This window comes from Flavobacterium sp., assembly GCF_031411595.1.
Classification (GTDB): Bacteria; Bacteroidota; Bacteroidia; order Flavobacteriales; family Flavobacteriaceae; genus Flavobacterium.
In genome coordinates this window covers 25,016-43,505 of sequence record NZ_JANOBI010000021.1, presented here as the reverse complement: position 1 = coordinate 43,505, position 18,490 = coordinate 25,016, and the positions used below count along the sequence as shown (strand labels likewise).

General features: G+C 35.4%; 16 protein-coding genes and 2 pseudogenes. 14 read left to right on the top strand and 4 right to left on the bottom strand.

The features are described 5' to 3' along the window. The first annotated feature begins 44 nt into the window (after window positions 1-44). The 11 genes and pseudogenes from RMO03_RS03615 to RMO03_RS14105 form a co-directional block, all read left to right on the top strand. Window positions 45-974: an AraC family transcriptional regulator gene (locus RMO03_RS03615; RefSeq protein ID WP_309640724.1), complete on the top strand. Its 930-nt coding sequence runs from the start codon at window positions 45-47 to the stop codon at window positions 972-974. A 95-nt stretch (window positions 975-1,069) separates the two neighbouring features. Continuing rightward, the gene (locus RMO03_RS03610) at window positions 1,070-2,197 is read left to right on the top strand and encodes an acyltransferase (RefSeq protein WP_309640723.1); all 1,128 of its coding nucleotides are present in this window, start codon (window positions 1,070-1,072) and stop codon (window positions 2,195-2,197) included. Window positions 2,198-2,378: 181 nt separating this feature from the next. Then, entirely contained in the window at window positions 2,379-2,822 is a 444-nt protein-coding gene (locus RMO03_RS03605; RefSeq protein WP_309640722.1) for a hypothetical protein, read from the top strand. 201 nt (window positions 2,823-3,023) lie between these two features. Next, the gene (locus tag RMO03_RS03600) at window positions 3,024-4,202 is read left to right on the top strand and encodes a DJ-1/PfpI family protein (protein WP_309640721.1); all 1,179 of its coding nucleotides are present in this window, start codon (window positions 3,024-3,026) and stop codon (window positions 4,200-4,202) included. Between the two features lie 118 nt (window positions 4,203-4,320). After that, the gene (locus RMO03_RS03595) at window positions 4,321-4,701 is read left to right on the top strand and encodes a hypothetical protein (RefSeq protein ID WP_309640720.1); all 381 of its coding nucleotides are present in this window, start codon (window positions 4,321-4,323) and stop codon (window positions 4,699-4,701) included. Between the two features lie 149 nt (window positions 4,702-4,850). Next, complete coding sequence (locus tag RMO03_RS03590) at window positions 4,851-5,696, top strand: DUF3347 domain-containing protein (RefSeq protein ID WP_309640719.1); 846 nt, start codon at window positions 4,851-4,853, stop codon at window positions 5,694-5,696. A 57-nt stretch (window positions 5,697-5,753) separates the two neighbouring features. After that, the gene (locus RMO03_RS03585; RefSeq protein WP_309640718.1) at window positions 5,754-6,314 is read left to right on the top strand and encodes an AraC family transcriptional regulator; all 561 of its coding nucleotides are present in this window, start codon (window positions 5,754-5,756) and stop codon (window positions 6,312-6,314) included. Between the two features lie 77 nt (window positions 6,315-6,391). Then, window positions 6,392-8,911, top strand: coding sequence for a heavy metal translocating P-type ATPase (locus RMO03_RS03580; RefSeq protein ID WP_309640717.1), 2,520 nt, complete (start codon window positions 6,392-6,394; stop codon window positions 8,909-8,911). A gap of 10 nt (window positions 8,912-8,921) precedes the next feature. Next, the gene (locus RMO03_RS03575) at window positions 8,922-11,171 is read left to right on the top strand and encodes a multicopper oxidase domain-containing protein (protein WP_309640716.1); all 2,250 of its coding nucleotides are present in this window, start codon (window positions 8,922-8,924) and stop codon (window positions 11,169-11,171) included. Between the two features lie 163 nt (window positions 11,172-11,334). Further along, window positions 11,335-11,619: pseudogene (locus tag RMO03_RS14110) on the top strand (DUF6799 domain-containing protein); the annotation flags it as partial. A 75-nt stretch (window positions 11,620-11,694) separates the two neighbouring features. Beyond that, window positions 11,695-11,781 (top strand): annotated as a pseudogene (locus tag RMO03_RS14105) (heavy metal-binding domain-containing protein); the annotation flags it as partial. Window positions 11,782-12,116: 335 nt separating this feature from the next. Here RMO03_RS14105 and RMO03_RS03565 read toward each other — a convergent pair. The 3 genes from RMO03_RS03565 to RMO03_RS03555 are packed head-to-tail and all read right to left on the bottom strand — an operon-like array spanning window position 12,117 to window position 14,027. Continuing rightward, complete coding sequence (locus RMO03_RS03565; RefSeq protein WP_309640714.1) at window positions 12,117-12,941, bottom strand: hypothetical protein; 825 nt, start codon at window positions 12,939-12,941, stop codon at window positions 12,117-12,119. A gap of 1 nt (window position 12,942) precedes the next feature. Then, window positions 12,943-13,458 carry a heavy metal-associated domain-containing protein gene (locus tag RMO03_RS03560; protein ID WP_309640713.1) on the bottom strand — a complete coding sequence of 172 codons (516 nt, stop codon included), beginning with the start codon at window positions 13,456-13,458 and terminating at the stop codon, window positions 12,943-12,945. A gap of 2 nt (window positions 13,459-13,460) precedes the next feature. Then, a complete protein-coding gene (locus RMO03_RS03555) occupies window positions 13,461-14,027 on the bottom strand; it encodes a TlpA disulfide reductase family protein (protein ID WP_309640712.1) in 567 nt (188 codons plus the stop codon). A gap of 1,070 nt (window positions 14,028-15,097) precedes the next feature. Between RMO03_RS03555 and RMO03_RS03550 the strand changes: the two genes are divergently transcribed. The 3 genes from RMO03_RS03550 to RMO03_RS03540 all read left to right on the top strand — a co-directional run bounded on the left by RMO03_RS03550 (window position 15,098) and on the right by RMO03_RS03540 (window position 17,944). Further along, on the top strand, window positions 15,098-16,006 hold the full coding sequence (locus RMO03_RS03550; RefSeq protein WP_309640711.1) for a tyrosine-type recombinase/integrase: 909 nt from the start codon (window positions 15,098-15,100) through the stop codon (window positions 16,004-16,006). A gap of 304 nt (window positions 16,007-16,310) precedes the next feature. After that, a complete protein-coding gene (locus tag RMO03_RS03545) occupies window positions 16,311-16,655 on the top strand; it encodes a helix-turn-helix transcriptional regulator (protein ID WP_309640710.1) in 345 nt (114 codons plus the stop codon). Beyond that, window positions 16,655-17,944: a type II toxin-antitoxin system HipA family toxin gene (locus tag RMO03_RS03540; protein ID WP_309640709.1), complete on the top strand. Its 1,290-nt coding sequence runs from the start codon at window positions 16,655-16,657 to the stop codon at window positions 17,942-17,944. The genes RMO03_RS03545 and RMO03_RS03540 overlap by 1 nt, the downstream gene beginning before the upstream one ends. Window positions 17,945-18,036: 92 nt before the next feature. Here RMO03_RS03540 and RMO03_RS03535 read toward each other — a convergent pair whose 3' ends face one another. Continuing rightward, window positions 18,037-18,483: a lysozyme gene (locus tag RMO03_RS03535; protein WP_309640708.1), complete on the bottom strand. Its 447-nt coding sequence runs from the start codon at window positions 18,481-18,483 to the stop codon at window positions 18,037-18,039. Between the last annotated feature and the right edge of the window lie 7 nt (window positions 18,484-18,490).

Sequence of the window (18,490 nt, the reverse complement as noted above, 5' to 3'; positions counted from 1 at the left end):
ACATGTGTGCAATTACTTTTACACTTTAATCTAAAAGTATATCTATGAAAAAAATAGCATTTATAATTCCCCCGGCTGTTGAGATTTTAGATCTTGCGGGACCACTACAAGTATTCACTGAAGCACAATATTATGGCTTAGAAGCAACACTCGAATTTTACGCCTACACCACTGAAACTATTAGTAATTCTGGACTGCCGTTTGGAAAAATAGCACACTATACCGAAGCTAATTTAAAGGAAGGTGATTACATCTTTATGCCAGGAATGAGCTTTGATTATGTTGATAGCATCGCATTCAGGGCAGAAAAAGATTTTTTCAATTGGTTAAAAGAACAATCAGTCAAAAAAGTGCTGGTTTGTTCAGTTTGTAATGGGGCTTTTGCATTGGCTCATGCCGGTTTATTGAATGATACCGAGTGCACAACCCATTGGAGAAGAATAGAAGAATTACAACTAAAATTTCCAAAAGCTAAAGTGCTGACCGATATACTTTTTAAAAAGAGCAACAACATCTATACTAGCGCTGGAATCAGTTCGGGTATCGATTTGGCGCTATCAATACTCGAAGAACTAAAAGGCGCTTTCTTTACGCATAAAGTTTCCAGAGGTTTGGTAGTGTATTACAGACGGAACGACAACCATACCCAACAAAGCATTTATCTTGACTACAGAAACCACATCAATCCAAAAATACATGAAGTTCAGGATCATATGATCAATAATTTATCTGCAGATAACAGTGTGGAAGAATTAGCGGATCTTGTTGCCATGAGTCCTCGAAATCTTAGCCGTGTTTTTAAGGAAAAAACGGGAACAACCATCAATGAATACCTAACCCTGCTCAGGGTAGAATTTGCAAAAACATTGGTAAATAATCCCGAATATACTATCGAATATATTGCTTCACAATGTGGCTTTAAATCGGCACGCCAACTGCAACGGATTCTAAAAAACCAAGCTGTTAATAAGTAACTTATAAGTTAAAACCCTTTTTGATTTAAACCATTTTGTCCTTGTAATTTTAGAGGATCCACATATTCAATTCAATAAATTAAACTAAATATATTATGAAAGAAAGGCGATACGACCTCGATTGGCTAAGAGTGATAGCAATATTACTGTTACACTTGTTTCATTGCGCCATGCCATTTGTTGCCGAATGGGATTGGCACATTAAGAATAAAGAAACCAGTAATCTATTTTTAGAATGCAATTACTTCTTATCAAGATGGCGGATGCCGATCTTATTTTTTATTTCAGGTATAGGAACTATTTTTGTACTCAATCAGCAGTCAGTAAGGCAATATGTTTGGCAAAGAACAAAAAGACTATTGGTGCCCTTAATTTTCGGCATGCTGATTATTGTGCCTCCACAAGTGTACTACGAAAGAATTTTCAAAGGTGAAAAATACACTTCTTTTTTTGAATTTTACCCCTCTATTTTTACAACGGGCGTATATCCAGAAGGCAATTTAAGTTGGCACCACTTATGGTTTATAGCCTATCTTTTCGTTTATTCCATAATGGCTGTTCCTATAGTGCTCTTTTTGAAGTCTGAAAAAGGAAAAAGGATACTAAACAGTGCGGCATATTCTACTAATAGATACGGTATGTATGGGTTTGGCTGGATACTCTTTGCTGCCAGTTTCTTGTATTTTTGGTTTCCCAACGAAACACATGCTTTTGTGGGTGATTGGGCGGGGTTTACAAAATATTTTCTGTATTTTATATTTGGTTGCTTTATCGGTACCAATCCTGTGTTCTGGAAACACATAGAAGACCATCGACGCCGAAACTTAAAAATAGCATTTTTCAGTACCATCCTCATCAATTACTTTCGTTGGAATAACATAGAGCCAGATTGGGGTATGACTGTAAGCAATCTTCTGTTTTTTGCATTAGTGGTAGTAAGCGCCTGGATTTGGGTAATTACATTTTTGGGGTATGCAAAGCAATACCTGAACTTTAATAACAAGTTCCTGCAACTTGCCAATGAAGCCATTTACCCGTTTTACATCTTGCATCAAACGATCATAGTTATTATTGCCTACTACATAGTGCAAGTACAAGAAAGCATTATTTCTAAATACCTCTTTTTAACTTTAGTTTCGTTTGTCATTTCAATTGGCTTATATGTGTTTTTAGTAAAACCATACAAAATTGCAAGAGTACTGTTAGGTATGAAAATCAAATAATAGCTTTCCAAAAAAACCGCTTAGGAAAAGCGGTTTTTTTATTTTAAATAGCTAATAATCAAATTTGTAAATGTCCGATTTTGACGTTTTGTTGTCAGTTCCCCGTAAAAAGGTCAACCTATATTTGCAGTGTAAAACAATACATTCAAATAGTAAACAACAATTAAAAAAATAATTAATCATGAAAACAACTACTACGTCAGTTCGCCTTTCAGGCTCGGGTCACAAACAACAAAAAAACAATTTTAAAAGACTGAGTAAATTAATATTGATTCATTTTGGAATCATAGTATCGATGATCAGCAATCCGGTTTTTGCAAATGATCTAGCCAATGAACAGGCTAAATTAAAATTAGTGTCTGAATCACAAGATAACCCATTAAAAAAACCAGCCTTAACGACTGAATCAGATACAATTATACTGATTACAAATTATATAAAAACAATAGAAGAAGTCATTGCAGAGAACAACAAAATCATCGAAAGCGACATGGAAGAAAACACCGTTTCTGATATCGAAAGAATCATTTGTGAAGACAATCAAATTATTGAGAGCAACATCACCAATGAAGTATTTCCTTTAGATTTTAAGAGCCTCAATAAGTCTTTCATGAACTTGTATTAAAACACCAAATCAGAATAGTTTCACCATCAATCAAAATCATAAACCGCCCTTCACAGTGCGGTTTTTTTTATTTTAAAAATTAGCGAATGTCCGATTCTGACGTGCTTTTGTCAGACTCGAAGTTATTGGCTGCTTTAGATTTACAATGTGAAACAATAGTTTACTCATTTTAAAAAATAACAAAAACAAAAATTAGAAAAAATGAAAATTAAAAAAAGATTTTGGGCTCTAGTGCCAGTAATGATGATTTCGTGCCTGCTGTATACAGCGTGCAAACCTTATCGGGAATTTGCAAGCATACCTGTTTATAAAGGCGCAGTAAAACACGATTTAAAACCCACAGCGTATGACAAATCCAAAAAGACAATTGTAATTATTGCCAACAATGAAGGGACTGAAATTTTCGACTTGATGGCACCTTATTATCTCTTTAACGCTACAGAGAAAGCCAACGTTTATGTAGTAGCTGAAAAGAAACAGCCGATTGTGCTACTTAAAGGCTTGTTTATTTATCCAAATACCACCTTTAAAGAATTAGATTCCCTGGGCATTCAACCGGATGTGGTTGTGATACCTGCAATGATCAAAGTTTTTGCGGATGCAAAGTCGCCAATGATTACTTGGATTAAGGATAAGTCGCGTAACAATTCTAAAATACTTTCGGTTTGTGCCGGTTCGTTAGTAGGGGCAGCTACCGGTTTATATGATGGCAAACCACTCACCACGCATGCTTCTCAATTTGAGGAAAGTAAAGCGTTTTTCAAAAACCCACACTGGATTCAAAATGTTTCGGTAACCAAAACTGATAATTTGTACAGCACTGCCGGTGTTTCAAATGCTGTAGAAGGGAGCTTAACCATTATCAATGAAACGTTCGGAAAAGAAACCTTTCAAAAAATAATGCGTGACATACATTATCCTCAAAATGAAATCAAATTAGAACATAAAAGTATAGAAGTTAAAACGAGTCATAAGTTTACTATCGCAAATAAATTAATCTTCAGGAAGAATAAGAAAGTTGGGGTATTATTACAGGAAGGGTGTAATGAAATGATGTTGGCTGCCGTCATAGATACATATCATAGAACATTTCCATCATCATTGGAAACAATTGCGGCAAACGGTCTTCCGGTAACTTCAAAATACGGACTCACCATAATTCCTACCAGCACTTTAAAAGAAAAGGAACTGGATGAGCTTCACATTCTGTCGCCCGATAAGCTTTCAGATGCAGACAATGAAATGTTTAAAGGTATTCCTGTTATCAAGTACAATCAAACTGAAAATCAATACATCATTAACAAGTGCCTGCAAAGAATTAAGGAACAGTACGGACACAAGTTCGAAAATATAACAAAATTGCTTTTGGATTATAATTAAGTTTCACCCGAGCGTCAGCGAACTGGCGAAGCAATCATCATAATCCTAAAAATATTAACTAAAGTTTGTTAAAATTCTAACAAGCTTTAGTTAATTTTGACAAACTTGTTTTTAACAAATGAAAAAAGTTCACATCATAGTATTGGTTATATTTGGTTTCTTACTGATGCCAAACAATACTTTTGCCTGTGGAGATTCCTGTGGAAGTAGTATTGAAAAACATTCTTGTAAAAAAGAAACTTCATCAAACCAGGACAAAGACAGTTGTTGTGGTAATGACAGTCATTCTAAAACAAAAAATCATAACGGTTGTGGCGGAAAATGTGGTCATTCAAAATGCGCCTGTCCATCGACCAGTAATGGTTTTACTCTTGCATCTGAATTTATTTTAAAAAACAATAGCTTGAATCTTTCTTCTGAAAAACAAAAGTTTTCTAGTACCGAAACCTTCATTTCTTCTGGTTTCTATTCCCTTTGGGTAATACCAAAAATAAGCTAAAACCCCATTTCGACAGCCATAATTGCGTCAACTCAATAAGCAAATTTGCTTAAAATCTTATTTCTCCATTAACCTTAATTGTTGAAGAAGAGCTTTTCAATGCTATGCTTTGTAACAGATTAATAAATTAATTTTAAAATTTACATATAATGAACTCAGTAAAAAAAACAGTAATGGTAACAGTACTATTGCTATCAATAGTAACATCAAATGCTCAAATCAAAAATACCACAACCGACACAGTTAAAATATTCGGAAACTGTGGCATGTGTGAAACAGCCATAGAAAAGGCAGGTACTATCAATAAAGTAGCTGCAGTAGATTGGAATGTCGATACTAAAATAGCAACCCTGACTTACGATAAAAACAAAACCAATCAAGATGAAATACTAAAACGTATTGCCTTGGCAGGATATGATAGCGAAAAGTTCCTTGCGCCTGATAAAGCCTATTCAAATCTTCCCGGCTGTTGCCAATATGATCGTGAAGCAAAAGTAGCAGTTAAAAGCGAAGCACCTAAAATGGAAATGTCAAACACCGTAACTGTAACAGAAACGCAAAAGACAAACCAACTGCAACTAGTATTTGATAGCTATTTTGAACTAAAAGATGCTTTAGTAAAGACTGATGGCAATAGTGCTTCTGTAAAAGCTAAAACACTATTAACAGCTTTAAATAACGTAAAAATGGATAAATTAGAAATGGAGGTTCACATGGTATGGATGAAAGTCTTAAATGATTTAAAAGAGCATTCGAAACATATTGCTGATACAAAAGACATCAAACATCAACGTGACCATTTTATGGATTTATCAAAAAACATCTATGACCTAATCAAAGTTTCAAAACAAGAAACACCAACCTATTACCAACATTGCCCAATGGCAAATGATGGAAAAGGAGCTGATTGGTTAAGTAAAGAAAATGCAATCAAAAATCCTTACTACGGTTCTCAAATGTTGACTTGTGGTAAAACAATAGAAACCATAAAATAACTTTGTTATTCATTTAGCAAGGTTAGTTTATATTATTTAAACAAAAAAAATTTTACTATGAAACTCTACATCAAAAATATGGTTTGTAATCGCTGTAAAATGGTTGTGAAGTCTGTATTTGAAAATTTGGGAATTAACCCCATTGCAGTCGAATTAGGCGAAGTCGAAATAAAAAATGACATTCAGGAAAACCAAAAAAAAGAACTACTGAAAAAGCTTCGTGCAATTGGCTTTGATTTAATTGATGATAAAAAAAGTAAAACTATCGATAAGATTAAAACACTCATTATTGATTTGGTTCAGAATAAAAACAACGATTTGAAAACGAACTTATCCGATTATATTTCTCAAGAATTGCATCAAGATTATAACACGTTGAGTAATCTGTTTTCAGAAGTCGAAAATACTACTATCGAAAAGTATTTCATCAATCAAAAAATTGAAAAAGTAAAAGAGTTAATTATTTATGATGAACTGTCACTAAGCGAAATTGCTTATTCTTTAAATTACAGTAGCGTTTCACATTTAAGCAACCAATTCAAAAAAATAACTGGCTTTTCACCAACCTATTTCAAAAACTTAAAATCCCTCAAACGAAGACAAATAGAGGATTTATAAATCTTGCAAATCAAACCCAAAATTGTGCAACTCCAAAAAAGTGTTAAACTGGAAATTTGTATTAAAATAACAAAAAGATGATACATACTTACAATATTACTGGAATGACTTGTGATGGTTGTCGCACTAAAGTCGAAAAAACATTGAATGCTATTGATGGCGTGGAAGCAAAAGTTTCATTAAACCCACCCATCGCAACTATAACGATGCAAAAACACATTCCAACGGTTCAATTACAAGAAGTTTTAAAAGCTGCTGGAAAATATTCAATAGAAATGAGCAATGGTAAAAACACAATAATTGAACCAATAGCAAAACCCGCTAGCGCCACTCATTCAAATGATGATAAAAAGAAAACACCCAATAGTGAAAAAGGCAAATACTATTGTCCAATGCATTGTGAAGGAGAAAAGGTGTATGATAAAGCAGGAGATTGCCCTGTGTGTGGAATGGATTTAGTTAAAGCACCTGATTTGACGGTTAGCAAAACATTATATACTTGTCCAATGCACCCTGAAGTAATTAGCGAAACTCCGGGTTCTTGTCCTATATGCGGAATGGATTTAGTACCGATGAATCCAAGTGATACTGAAGACCAAAAGACCTATAAGGATTTAGTCAAGAAAATGAAAATAGCGGTCGTATTTACAGTTCCTATTTTCGCTATCGCAATGATAGAAATGGCGCATAACAATCCGTTACTTCAAATAATGGATGCCTCAAAATGGAATTGGGTACAACTAATACTATCACTTCCTGTTGTTTTTTATGCCTGTTGGATATTCTTTGTCCGATCATGGAAATCAATCATTACATGGAATTTGAATATGTTTACCCTTATTGGAATTGGAACAGGTGTGGCATTTCTATTCAGTTTAGTCGGCATGTTTTTCCCGGATATTTTTCCAAGTGAATTTAAAACTGAACACGGAACAGTTTTACTATACTTCGAAGCCACAACAGTTATTTTAACTTTAGTTTTATTAGGGCAATTACTCGAAGCAAGAGCGCACAGTCAAACCAGTGGAGCAATCAAAGAATTATTAAAACTCGCACCAACCGAAGCTACTTTGGTGATAGATGGAAGCGACAAAGTAATTTCCATCCATGACATCAAAAAAGGCGATTTACTACGAGTAAAACCTGGAGACAAAATTCCTGTAGATGGAAAAATAACCGATGGCGAAAGTAGTATTGACGAAGCCATGATTACGGGTGAACCAATTCCTGTCGATAAAAAGAAAGACGATAATGTAATTGCCGGAACTATTAACGGTAATAAATCATTTGTGATGGTCGCAGAAAAAGTGGGTTCGGAAACCTTGCTTTCTCAAATTGTTCAAATGGTAAATGACGCTAGTCGTTCAAGAGCACCAATTCAAAAATTGGCCGATAGCATCGCTAAATATTTTGTGCCAATTGTAGTAATCATTTCTGTAATTACCTTTTTCATTTGGGCAAAGTTTGGTCCGGAACCAGCATTGGTTTACGGTTTTATAAATGCCATTGCAGTATTAATAATTGCATGTCCTTGTGCTTTAGGTTTGGCAACGCCAATGTCGGTAATGGTGGGTGTTGGTAAAGGCGCACAATCAGGAGTGCTGATAAAAAATGCTGAAGCTTTAGAGAATATGAATAAGGTTAATGTACTAATAACAGATAAAACAGGAACCATCACCGAAGGAAAACCATCAGTAGAAAAAATCTATTCGTCCAATAACAACGATGATGATTTATTAAAAAGCATTGCATCCTTAAACCAATACAGCGAACATCCATTAGCACAGGCAGTGGTCAATTATACTAAATCAAAAGCCATTTCATTAATTGAAGTTAAGGATTTTGAAGCCGTTGCCGGAAAAGGAGTTACAGGAACGGTGACCAATAAAAAAGTAGCATTGGGCAATAAAAAACTAATGGAACAAGTCAAAGCAACAGTTTCTGACGATATAGAAAATAAAATCATTGCCGAACAAAAACTAGGAAAAACAGTTTCTTATATTGCTGTTGATGGCGTTGCAGTTGGTTTCGTATCGATTACTGATGCTATAAAAATATCGAGTAAGGAAGCTATAAAAGAACTAATGCGTCAAGGTGTAGAAGTAATTATGCTTACTGGTGATAATGTCAATACAGCCAAAGCAGTTGCTGATGAATTAAACCTATCTTCCTATAAAGCAGGTTGTTTACCCGAAGACAAACTCAAAGAAATTAAACGATTACAATCCGAAGGCAAAATTGTAGCGATGGCAGGAGACGGCATAAATGATGCTCCGGCACTAGCACAAGCCGACATTGGAATAGCAATGGGAACAGGAACAGACGTAGCCATTGAAAGTGCCAAAATAACTTTGGTAAAAGGCGATTTGCAAGGCATCGTAAAAGCCAAGAATTTAAGCCATGCGGTTATGAGAAACATTAAGCAGAATTTATTTTTCGCGTTTTTCTATAATGTCTTAGGGGTTCCAATTGCAGCGGGAGTTTTATATCCCTTTTTTGGAATTTTATTGTCGCCAATGATTGCGGCTTTAGCAATGAGTTTTAGCTCGGTTTCAGTAATTGTAAATGCATTGAGACTAAGAAATTTAAAGCTATAAAAATCAAATTATGAAAATAAATTTCTCATTTATAGTAATACTTCTTGCCATAACGGCATCAGCGCAAAAAACGGTTCGTTACGATTTATATGTTCGCGATACGATTGTAAATTTTTCCGGAAAAGAAAAACACGCTATTGCTGTAAACGGACAAATTCCAATGCCGACCTTAACTTTTACCGAGGGAGATAGTGCTGAAATATATGTACATAACGAACTAGAGCAAGAAACCACCATGCACTGGCACGGTTTGTTTTTACCCAATAAAGAAGACGGTGTACCCAATCTTACTCAAATGCCGATTAAACCACACACTACCTATTTATACAAATTTCCAATAATCCAACACGGTACACATTGGTATCACAGTCACTCGGGGTTACAGGAACAAATCGGCATGTATGGCTCGTTCATTATGAATAAAAAAACGGATGATCCAACTTTCAGAAAAGGAATTGATGATTTACCAACCGTTCCTATTATTCTCAGTGAATGGACCGACATAAAACCCGAGAACGTACACCGAATGCTGCACAATGCCACCGATTGGTTTGCTATCAAAAAAGGAACAACTCAAAGTTATGCAGAAGCTATACGACAAGGCTATTTCAAAACCAAAGTAGCCAACGAGTGGAAACGAATGAACGCAATGGATGTTAGCGATGTGTATTATGAAAAATTTCTAATCAACGGTAAAAACGAAAGTCAATTATCACAGTTTAAAGGCGGCGATAAAGTGCGTTTACGAATTTCAAACGGCGGAGCATCAACTTATTTTTGGTTAACGTATGCAGGCGGAAAAATTACCGTAGTTGCCAATGATGGAAACGATGTAGAGCCGGTTGAGGTAGATAGGCTAATAGTAGCGGTTTCCGAAACCTATGATATTATTGTGACCATTCCGACGGATAAAACAGGCTATGAACTTTTAGCAACTCCCGAAGACAGAACAAACTCAACCTCAATATATATCGGCGGAGGTATCAAACAATTAGTTTCTCCTTTACCAAAACTCAAATATTTTGAAGGTATGAAAATGATGAACGGCATGATGAAAATGAACGGCGATTTAGACGATATGGGCATGCAGATGTCCTTAAACCAAATGGACATGAACGTAGTAATGTATCCAGAAATTACAGGCGAAACCAAAGCGAAGAAAGGTGATAATATGAGAGATATAAAAATGCCTGTTGGTTTGTCAGGCGGAACTGAAAGCGATTATGACAGCAATAAACTTTCAGATATAGTTACGTTGAATTACGCCATGCTGAAATCACCAATCAAAACTACGCTTCCAAAAAATGCACCAGTTAAAGAATTAAAATTTGAGCTTTCAGGAAATATGAACCGCTACGTTTGGAGTTTAGACAACAAAGTAGTTTCAGAAACCGATAAAATCTTAATCAAGAAAGGCGAAAATATTAGAATGATTTTGCACAACGGCTCTATGATGCGGCACCCAATGCACTTACACGGTCACGATTTCAGAGTACTCAACGGTCAGGGCGATTATGCGCCACTAAAAAACATTGTGGATATCATGCCAATGGAAACCGATACTCTTGAGTTCAACGCCAATGTTGAGGGAGATTGGTTCTTTCACTGCCATATTCTATACCACATGATGGCAGGAATGGGAAGAGTTTTTACCTATGAAAACCAAGCCGCAAATCCCGAAATTCCAAACCCAAAATTAGCACAACGCAAATTGTTTGCTGATGACAGGAAGTTTCATATTATGGTTGAAAATGATTTTGCCAATAATGGAAATGATGGTGCTTTTATGGTCGGCAATACCCGTTGGAGTATTGGTACTGAGTGGCGATTAGGATATAGTGATATGCATGGTTATGAAACGGAAACGCATATAGGCAGGTATATTGGAAAAATGCAATGGCTAATGCCTTTCGTCGGTTTTGATTGGAGATACAGAAAGATGGGTATAGATGAACAAGAAAGAAATCTATTTGGCCAATCCAACTACAAAGATGATAGGTCAATGCTTACTGTTGGTGTAGATTACACTTTGCCTATGTTAGTTATATTTCAATCTGAATTCTTTATGGATGGTAAAATACGCTTTCAATTAATGAGAGAAGATATTCCTATTTCAAAACGTCTTAGAATGGGATTCATGGTGAATACTGACAAAGAATATATGTTCGATGCAAGGTATATAATCAAAAGAAACTTAAGTGTCAGAACCCATTATGACAGTGATATGGGATTTGGAATCGGGGCAAAACTGAATTACTAAATAGCAAGTGCGAATTATGCAACTATTAGCAAGAATAGCGTAATGCTTTATTGAATTAGTCAAGTCACCTTTAGTATAGAATCGTTTATACAATAACATTTCTGGGCAACAGCAATCTGAAGAGCGGGTAACAGCGCAACTGAACAAACTTAAATTTAATATTATGAAAAACACAAAAATGATGGCGAAGCTATTTACTGTAATGCTATTCATAGCAGCATCACTTACAACAAGTAACACCAGCGCACAAACCAAAACTAAAAAAGCAATGATGAAAGATTGTTGCATGATGAAAGACGGTAAAATGATGGTCATGAAAGATGGAAAAACAATGCCTATGGACAAAGACATGACAATGAAAAATGGTACAACTTGCATGGTCAATGGTGAATGCGTGATGAAAGACGGAAAGAAAATGACAATGAAAGAAGGCGACTGCATGGATATGAATGGTAAAATGGACAAATGCTCAATGATGACTAAAAGCAAAAAAATGAAAACAAAAAAACACACCATGGCTATGACTTATACATGCCCAATGCACCCAGAAGTTATAAGCGACAAACCCGGAAAATGCCCTAAATGCGGAATGGATTTAGTGGTAAAAAAATAAAAGCAATAAAATTTCGGGTTAATTATTATTCAATAAAAGGGGTGTTTGTTTTAAATAACAAGCATCTTTTTTTGTTTGGTGGTAAAATGATGTTCTAAATACATGTCCACTTTTGACGTTTAGTTGTCTTTTGTACAAATAGTTTCTGACTTAAATTTGCAGTATAAAACAATCTAATTATTTCACCCGTTGCAAATTGATTTTGAGTTAAAACTGTGGTAGTGCGTTTCGTATTCGTATTGTTGCTGTGACCCTTGAACGATGTTAGGCTAATAACTGTTATTGCAATCCAAAAAAATATTGTTTTCATTTTACTGTTTTTTATAATTATTTTATTTGTTTCTCTTTAAATTAAAGAATGTATACTGCAAATTCAGGTAGATTCCATTAGGTGCAGATCGTAACATGGAACTGTATATTTGCTGTTTGTATCCAATATCAATTCTTGCCTGACTTTGAATAATAAACTGTATTGAGGGTATTACATCTAAAAAAGACCTTTGGTTTTCATTGAGTGTTTGCCCGGCTAATTCGAGCATTAGGTTGATATTGGTTTGTTTGAAATCAGAATATTTTGAAGGATACATCAATTTTCCGAAGGACAGAGTATAATCCAATGCCATATTGCTTTGTGAATCAGGAAACGGATAATCCGGTTTGTTATCTTTGGCTTTCTCCAGGCTAACGGAACTACTGATTGCTACTTTCTTTATCAACTTTGTCGCCACCAGCCCAACTTCATATCCTGAATTATGACCCATGGTTTCAATTTCCTCCTGATGAATGTCGGCATTGTTCAAACTGTATCGTCCAAAAGCAGCCATCCTGAAATGACTGTGAAAATCATCTGTTGATAAAAAACGATATTTGGCATAGATGGAACCGCCTTCAGTTTTTAATTCTTTATTGTTACTGTTTCTATTACTTATAAAACCGGAGGCACGCACCATTACGTTTTTGTTGATTCCCCAAGTAATTTCGGGCATCATATGATAGTTAAATCCTGCTTCGAATTTTTCTTTCATTCGCGATTGTCCAAGTTTGAATCCCACAGATCCTGCCGGAACATTACTTGCTGGTTCTGTAACCACAAATAATTCCTGTGCCTTGAGCTGCTGTGCAAGAAACATCATCAATAGGATAATTAATCGTACCATCTTAGGTTAGTTTTAAATGAAACGTATTGGCATTTCCAGCATCATACGTTGGGTATTTACTCATTGATTTCGACAATTTTTTGTACTCTTTTGGCGTCACAAAACCTTTGTCAAGCACTTTTGCTGTAATGACTTCTGATAAAGTTTTTGAGTCAGCATCAACAAAAACGTAGGTGTCGTCATTTATGGCGGTACTCAGATTATCATCTAAATTCGGTTTATCAAGTGTAATCGTAAGAGTCATCGAGCCTACATAAAATCCGGCTTTTTCGACACTTTGCTTTAATCTGAGCGGAGAGATTTTACTTCCTTTTTTTAATTCGACTGTAAACGTATTGGTGTTTAAGTCGGTCGTAACTTTTTCTACTTCTGCCAGTGCTTTCAATTGCTTGTTGATTGCGTTTGAGCACATCGAGCAGGTTAATCCTGTTGCCACAATTTCTACCTTAGAAATTTGTGAATAAGAAGCAATGCTTACTGTAAATAGCAGCATCGCTAAAAGAACTTTTGTTTTCATTTTTATTTTAAATTTAATTGGTTACTTATCATTTCGAAAGTGGGGTTGATGGCAATTAGTTTTCCGTTCTTATCGAAGAGATAAGATGCAGGAAGCTGATCAAAACCAAATTTTAGTGCTGTAGGCGAATCAAAACCATTGGGATCATTGAGTTGTATGTAATTGATTTTATCTTTCTCAATGGCTTTTAACCATTTGTTTTTATCAGTATCAATTGATACCCCGATGACCATTAAGTCATCAATAGAAAACCCATTCCTTATTGCAATCAATTTTTTATTTGCTGCCCGGCAAGGCGCACACCACGATGCCCAAAAATCGACTAGTATGTATTTATTAGTAATACTGGAAACTTCAAAAATTTGATTGGTAGTATCTTGCAATTCGAAAGATGGAATGCCATCTCCAACAGCTATTTGGGAGTATCCGCTATAGGATATCAATAACAAGAGCAAAATAATTTTATTCATTTTTATAGTATTGAAATTAATGATGCAAAGTACATTCATGTTTCGTTTTTGAACTTTGTAGTATTCCTGAAAAGATGTATAAAATTTTATAATGCTCATGCTTCCTATTTTTTTGTTTTGAATAAAACTGTAGTTTGATAGGGCAAATTTAGGGCACGAGGATATTGCCGAATTGACATTAAAGCGTCATAAACGGACAAGGATATGTTTAGCACATTTGAGAAAAACTCGATAGAAAAATTGACGATGGAAAGTGAAAGTTTTACGGACTATTGGTACCCGTGATTGAAAAAACAATTAGACAAAAAAACAGAAACGGCTTTGTAAATTGGAACCATAAAGTAGCTCGCCGAATAGTTTAAATTTTTAGTCCTGTCTTTTGAGGTTAAGTAAATTACTATTCAATTTATAACCTTTAATTTCAAACTTTGATTTGAAGCAGATGTATTGATTTAAATATTTACGACTTTTAATTGGGAATTTAATATGAAAAAACTCTCTCAAAACTCCAACCGCATCATTTTTTTTCCTAAATTCACCATAGTATTTTATACTATAAAAAAATCGGTTACCCATACGTTACCCCACTAATTTAAAACCTCGGGAACACCAACAAACACTGACGTCACAAAAGGGTTCAAGCGCCTCTTTCTCCGCGGAAAGCATGTTTCAAAAGAAACATAAAAGCTCAAAACCCTTTAAACATTAGTGTTTAAAGGGTTTTTCTTTTTTGCGAAATTATCAAAAAACACATAGAAACGCATAGTTTCGTTACCCTATGAGTTTTTTTAAAAAAGGGGATATGCAATTACCCCATTCTCAGAAATTTCCATGTAAACGTACGGGTGTCAATTTTTTTGAGTCATTTTGTACTCGAACTTGATCTATCTTCGAACCATTTGATAGAATTTCTAATAGATGTTGCTCAAATACCTTAATTAATTTCTCCATATTTAATTTGGATGTAGAGAATATAATAAGCTTAATTTGCCGTCAAAAAATATTAAACATGCAAAAAAAAAAATACCATTCAAACAGCCTGCGATGAGGTAGCTGGCTTTTCAGAATTTTATCAGAAGTTAGAACAGAAGATTTCTTTATTAGGAAAAAGCAAAAGCACACTCAGCGGTTATGCCAGGCATCTCGCCCAAGTTGCAATCCATTTTGATGTGCTTCCTACAAAAGTCGAGTCAGAACAAATCGATGAATATCTTTATTACCTGCAGCAAAACTATAGTTCGGCTTCAGATTCGTATTTCAAATTTACCGTTTTCAGTCTGAGATTTGCTTATCGGATGGAAGGTCTTAATGAGAAGTATATTGCACTTCCATCGATTAAAAGAGAGAAAAAACTTCCAGTAGTCCTAAGTAAAGAAGAGGTTAGGCGACTACTTGTTGCGCCAAAGCTTTTAAAACACCGTGTCTTGATTGGATTATTGTATGGATGCGGACTTCGATGTTTTGAAGCACGAAATATTACAATTCCAGATATTGATTTTGACCGGATGGTATTGCATGTACGTCAAGGGAAAGGCAAAAAAGACAGATATGTTCCTTTAAGTATTATTTTAGTTAATTTGATTAAAGAGTATCTTCTCTTGGAGAATCCTGAGCTATGGCTATTTAATGGGCGTCCAAATGGGCGTGCCGGTGGCGATTTTGATAGCCGTTATTCAAATCGTGGGATTCGATGGGCAGTACGACAAGCTGCAAACCAAGCTAGAATTATTAAAAGTATGTCTGTTCATACCTTAAGACATACGTTTGCAACACACTTACTAGAAGATGGGCTTGATATCATTAGTATTAAAGATTTGCTTGGGCACTCGCGAATTGATGCGACTCTCATTTATCTTCATGTGGCACAATATTATAAAATAAAATCGTTTAGTCCACTTGATACTTTGTATGACGCTAATAATAAATCAAGTTCGACTCCTTTTGATCATTCTTCTCCTTGTAATTTGCTCAATCATATCCTAAAATGTGCATGTTGTAGTAAGAGTGGACATCTATTTTCTTGGGCTGATAATGCTGTTGCTCAACATCGTTGGAGGGAAACCAAATGTGGAGAATAAAACATATGCTTAGAGAACCAAAACGATTAGATTATCTGATTTTTTTCTTATTGTTGCAATACCGGAATACAAAGATTTAATTTTAGTAGATTAGGGCTTAATTGATTTTAAAGACCTACGAGTTTTTATAGAAGTATTGAATTAAAGTAACCCACATCTCCCAAACCAAAGGAGATTATCTTTGTAATGCTGACTTTTGGAAAATCAAAGAGCAATAAAAACTTCAAAAAAATATCATATTATAATTTTATTCCATATTTTTGTTGGAAATAATCAGCATTAAGCGCTAATAAAACAGTTTGTGATGGATATTTCAAGCAATAGTTGGCTATCGATGAGTGATGGGGCACTAGTAGAAAATATTGGTGCTTTTGTAAAACACCATCGTTTGTTACAAAACAAAACCCAACAGCAACTGGCTACTGAAGCCGGAATCAATCGCTCTACGATAACCCAAATTGAAAAAGGGCAGAAAATCACATTGCAATCGCTACTGCAAGTCCTCAGAGTTTTGAACTTACTTCATATCATGGAAGTATTCAAAGTGCAGGAACAAATAAGTCCATTGCAATTGGCTAAATTAGAACAAAACAAAAGACAAAGAGCTCGAAACAAAGGCAATACTAACGACAGCAATTCCGACTGGTAATGATTACAACCGCTTTTATTAATCTTTGGGACGAACGCGTGGGTGCAGTAGCGTGGGATACCAATACCCAAACTGCTAGTTTTGAATACGACCCAAAATTCGTAGCAAAACAATGGGAATTGGCTCCATTAAAAATGCCGTTGCATCAAGCCAACCAAATTTTTTCCTTTCCGGATTTAGTTAGAAGTGCCACTTTCAAAGGATTACCGGGATTACTCGCCGATGTACTTCCCGATAAATATGGAAATCAATTAATAAACGCTTGGTTAGCACAAAACGGTCGCCCCGAAAACAGTTTGAATCCCGTCGAGTTATTATGCTTTATTGGAACACGAGGTATGGGAGCATTGGAATTTGAACCCATACAATTCAAATCCAATCAAACCGCTTTCACGATCGAAATGGACAATTTGGTTAAAATAACGCAGGAAGTAGTCAACAACCGACAAGAGTTTGAAGCCAACTTAAATGACGACGAACAAAAAGCATTATTGGATATTCTAAAAATAGGTACTTCTGCTGGTGGTGCCAGACCAAAAGCCATTATTGCTTATAATGAAAAAACAGGAGTTATCAAATCGGGGCAAGCCAAAGCACCAAAGGGATTCGATCATTGGTTGATAAAATTAGATGGTGTAAGCGATAGTCAATTTGGAGCTTCAATAGGATACGGTCGTGTAGAAATGGCGTACTACCTAATGGCAAAAGCCTGCAACATTGAAATGACCGAATGTCGATTATTGGAAGAAAACGGCAGAGCACACTTTATGACGCAACGTTTTGATAGAGAAGATGGCGATATTAAATACCACATTCAAACCTTTTGTGCGATGCAGCATTTTGACTTCAATAACGTAAATAGCTATAGTTACGAGCAACTGTTCCAAACCATGCGATTATTGAGACTTCCATACCCTCAAGCCGAACAAATGTTTCGTAGGATGGTTTTTAATGTCATGGCGCGCAACTGTGATGATCATACTAAAAACTTTGCTTTTCGACTAAGAAAGGACAAGGATTGGGAACTAGCACCCGCTTACGACATCTGTTATGCCTACAGGCCTGGAAGCGAATGGGTAAGCCAACATGCATTAAGTATAAACGGTAAAAGAAATGCCATCACGAAAGCAGATTTATTGACCGTTGCCAAATCGATGAATATCAAAAAAGCCAATGAAATTATCCAACAAACTAGTGATGCAGTAAAAAAATGGGCAGATTTTGCTGATGAAACCAATGTAGAGTCAAAATTGAAAGAGGCTATTAAAGCCACTTTAATCACTTTTTAGTGAAATAAAGAACTTGAATTTGTTTCGAAAAGAATGTAAAAGCGCAACCCACTTTGATAATAATTATCTCTAATTATTTTAGATTTCACAACCTACTTCTTAAAATACAAATCAGCTTCCGCTTTTCTTCTGGTTTGTAATCCTTTGAGCACTTTACCACCTGCATGAACCCATTTCATAAACTCGTCACGAATTGTGGTGTCGGCAGGGTTTCTATTGACTTTTTTGAGTAGGGTAGAGCTTCTCAAATTGGCAATACCTAAATTGTAAGCAAAGGACACTAAAGCATCAAATTGGTTTTGAGTAATGGTTTTTTTCAACATCACGTTGAGATTGCGTTCAATCATACCGAGTTCTCTTCTTAGTAAAACTTCCGCTTGATCCTTCGTAATGATAGCGGTTTTTAGCCATTGTTCTTCTTTGGTATCAATCAATGTTCCGTAGCCAATGGTTGGTAATCCGACAGCGTCTTTGTACATTTTTGGTTCGAAACCTTCAAATTCTTCGATAATTAAAATTCCTTTTTTTCCCGTAATCATGATGTTG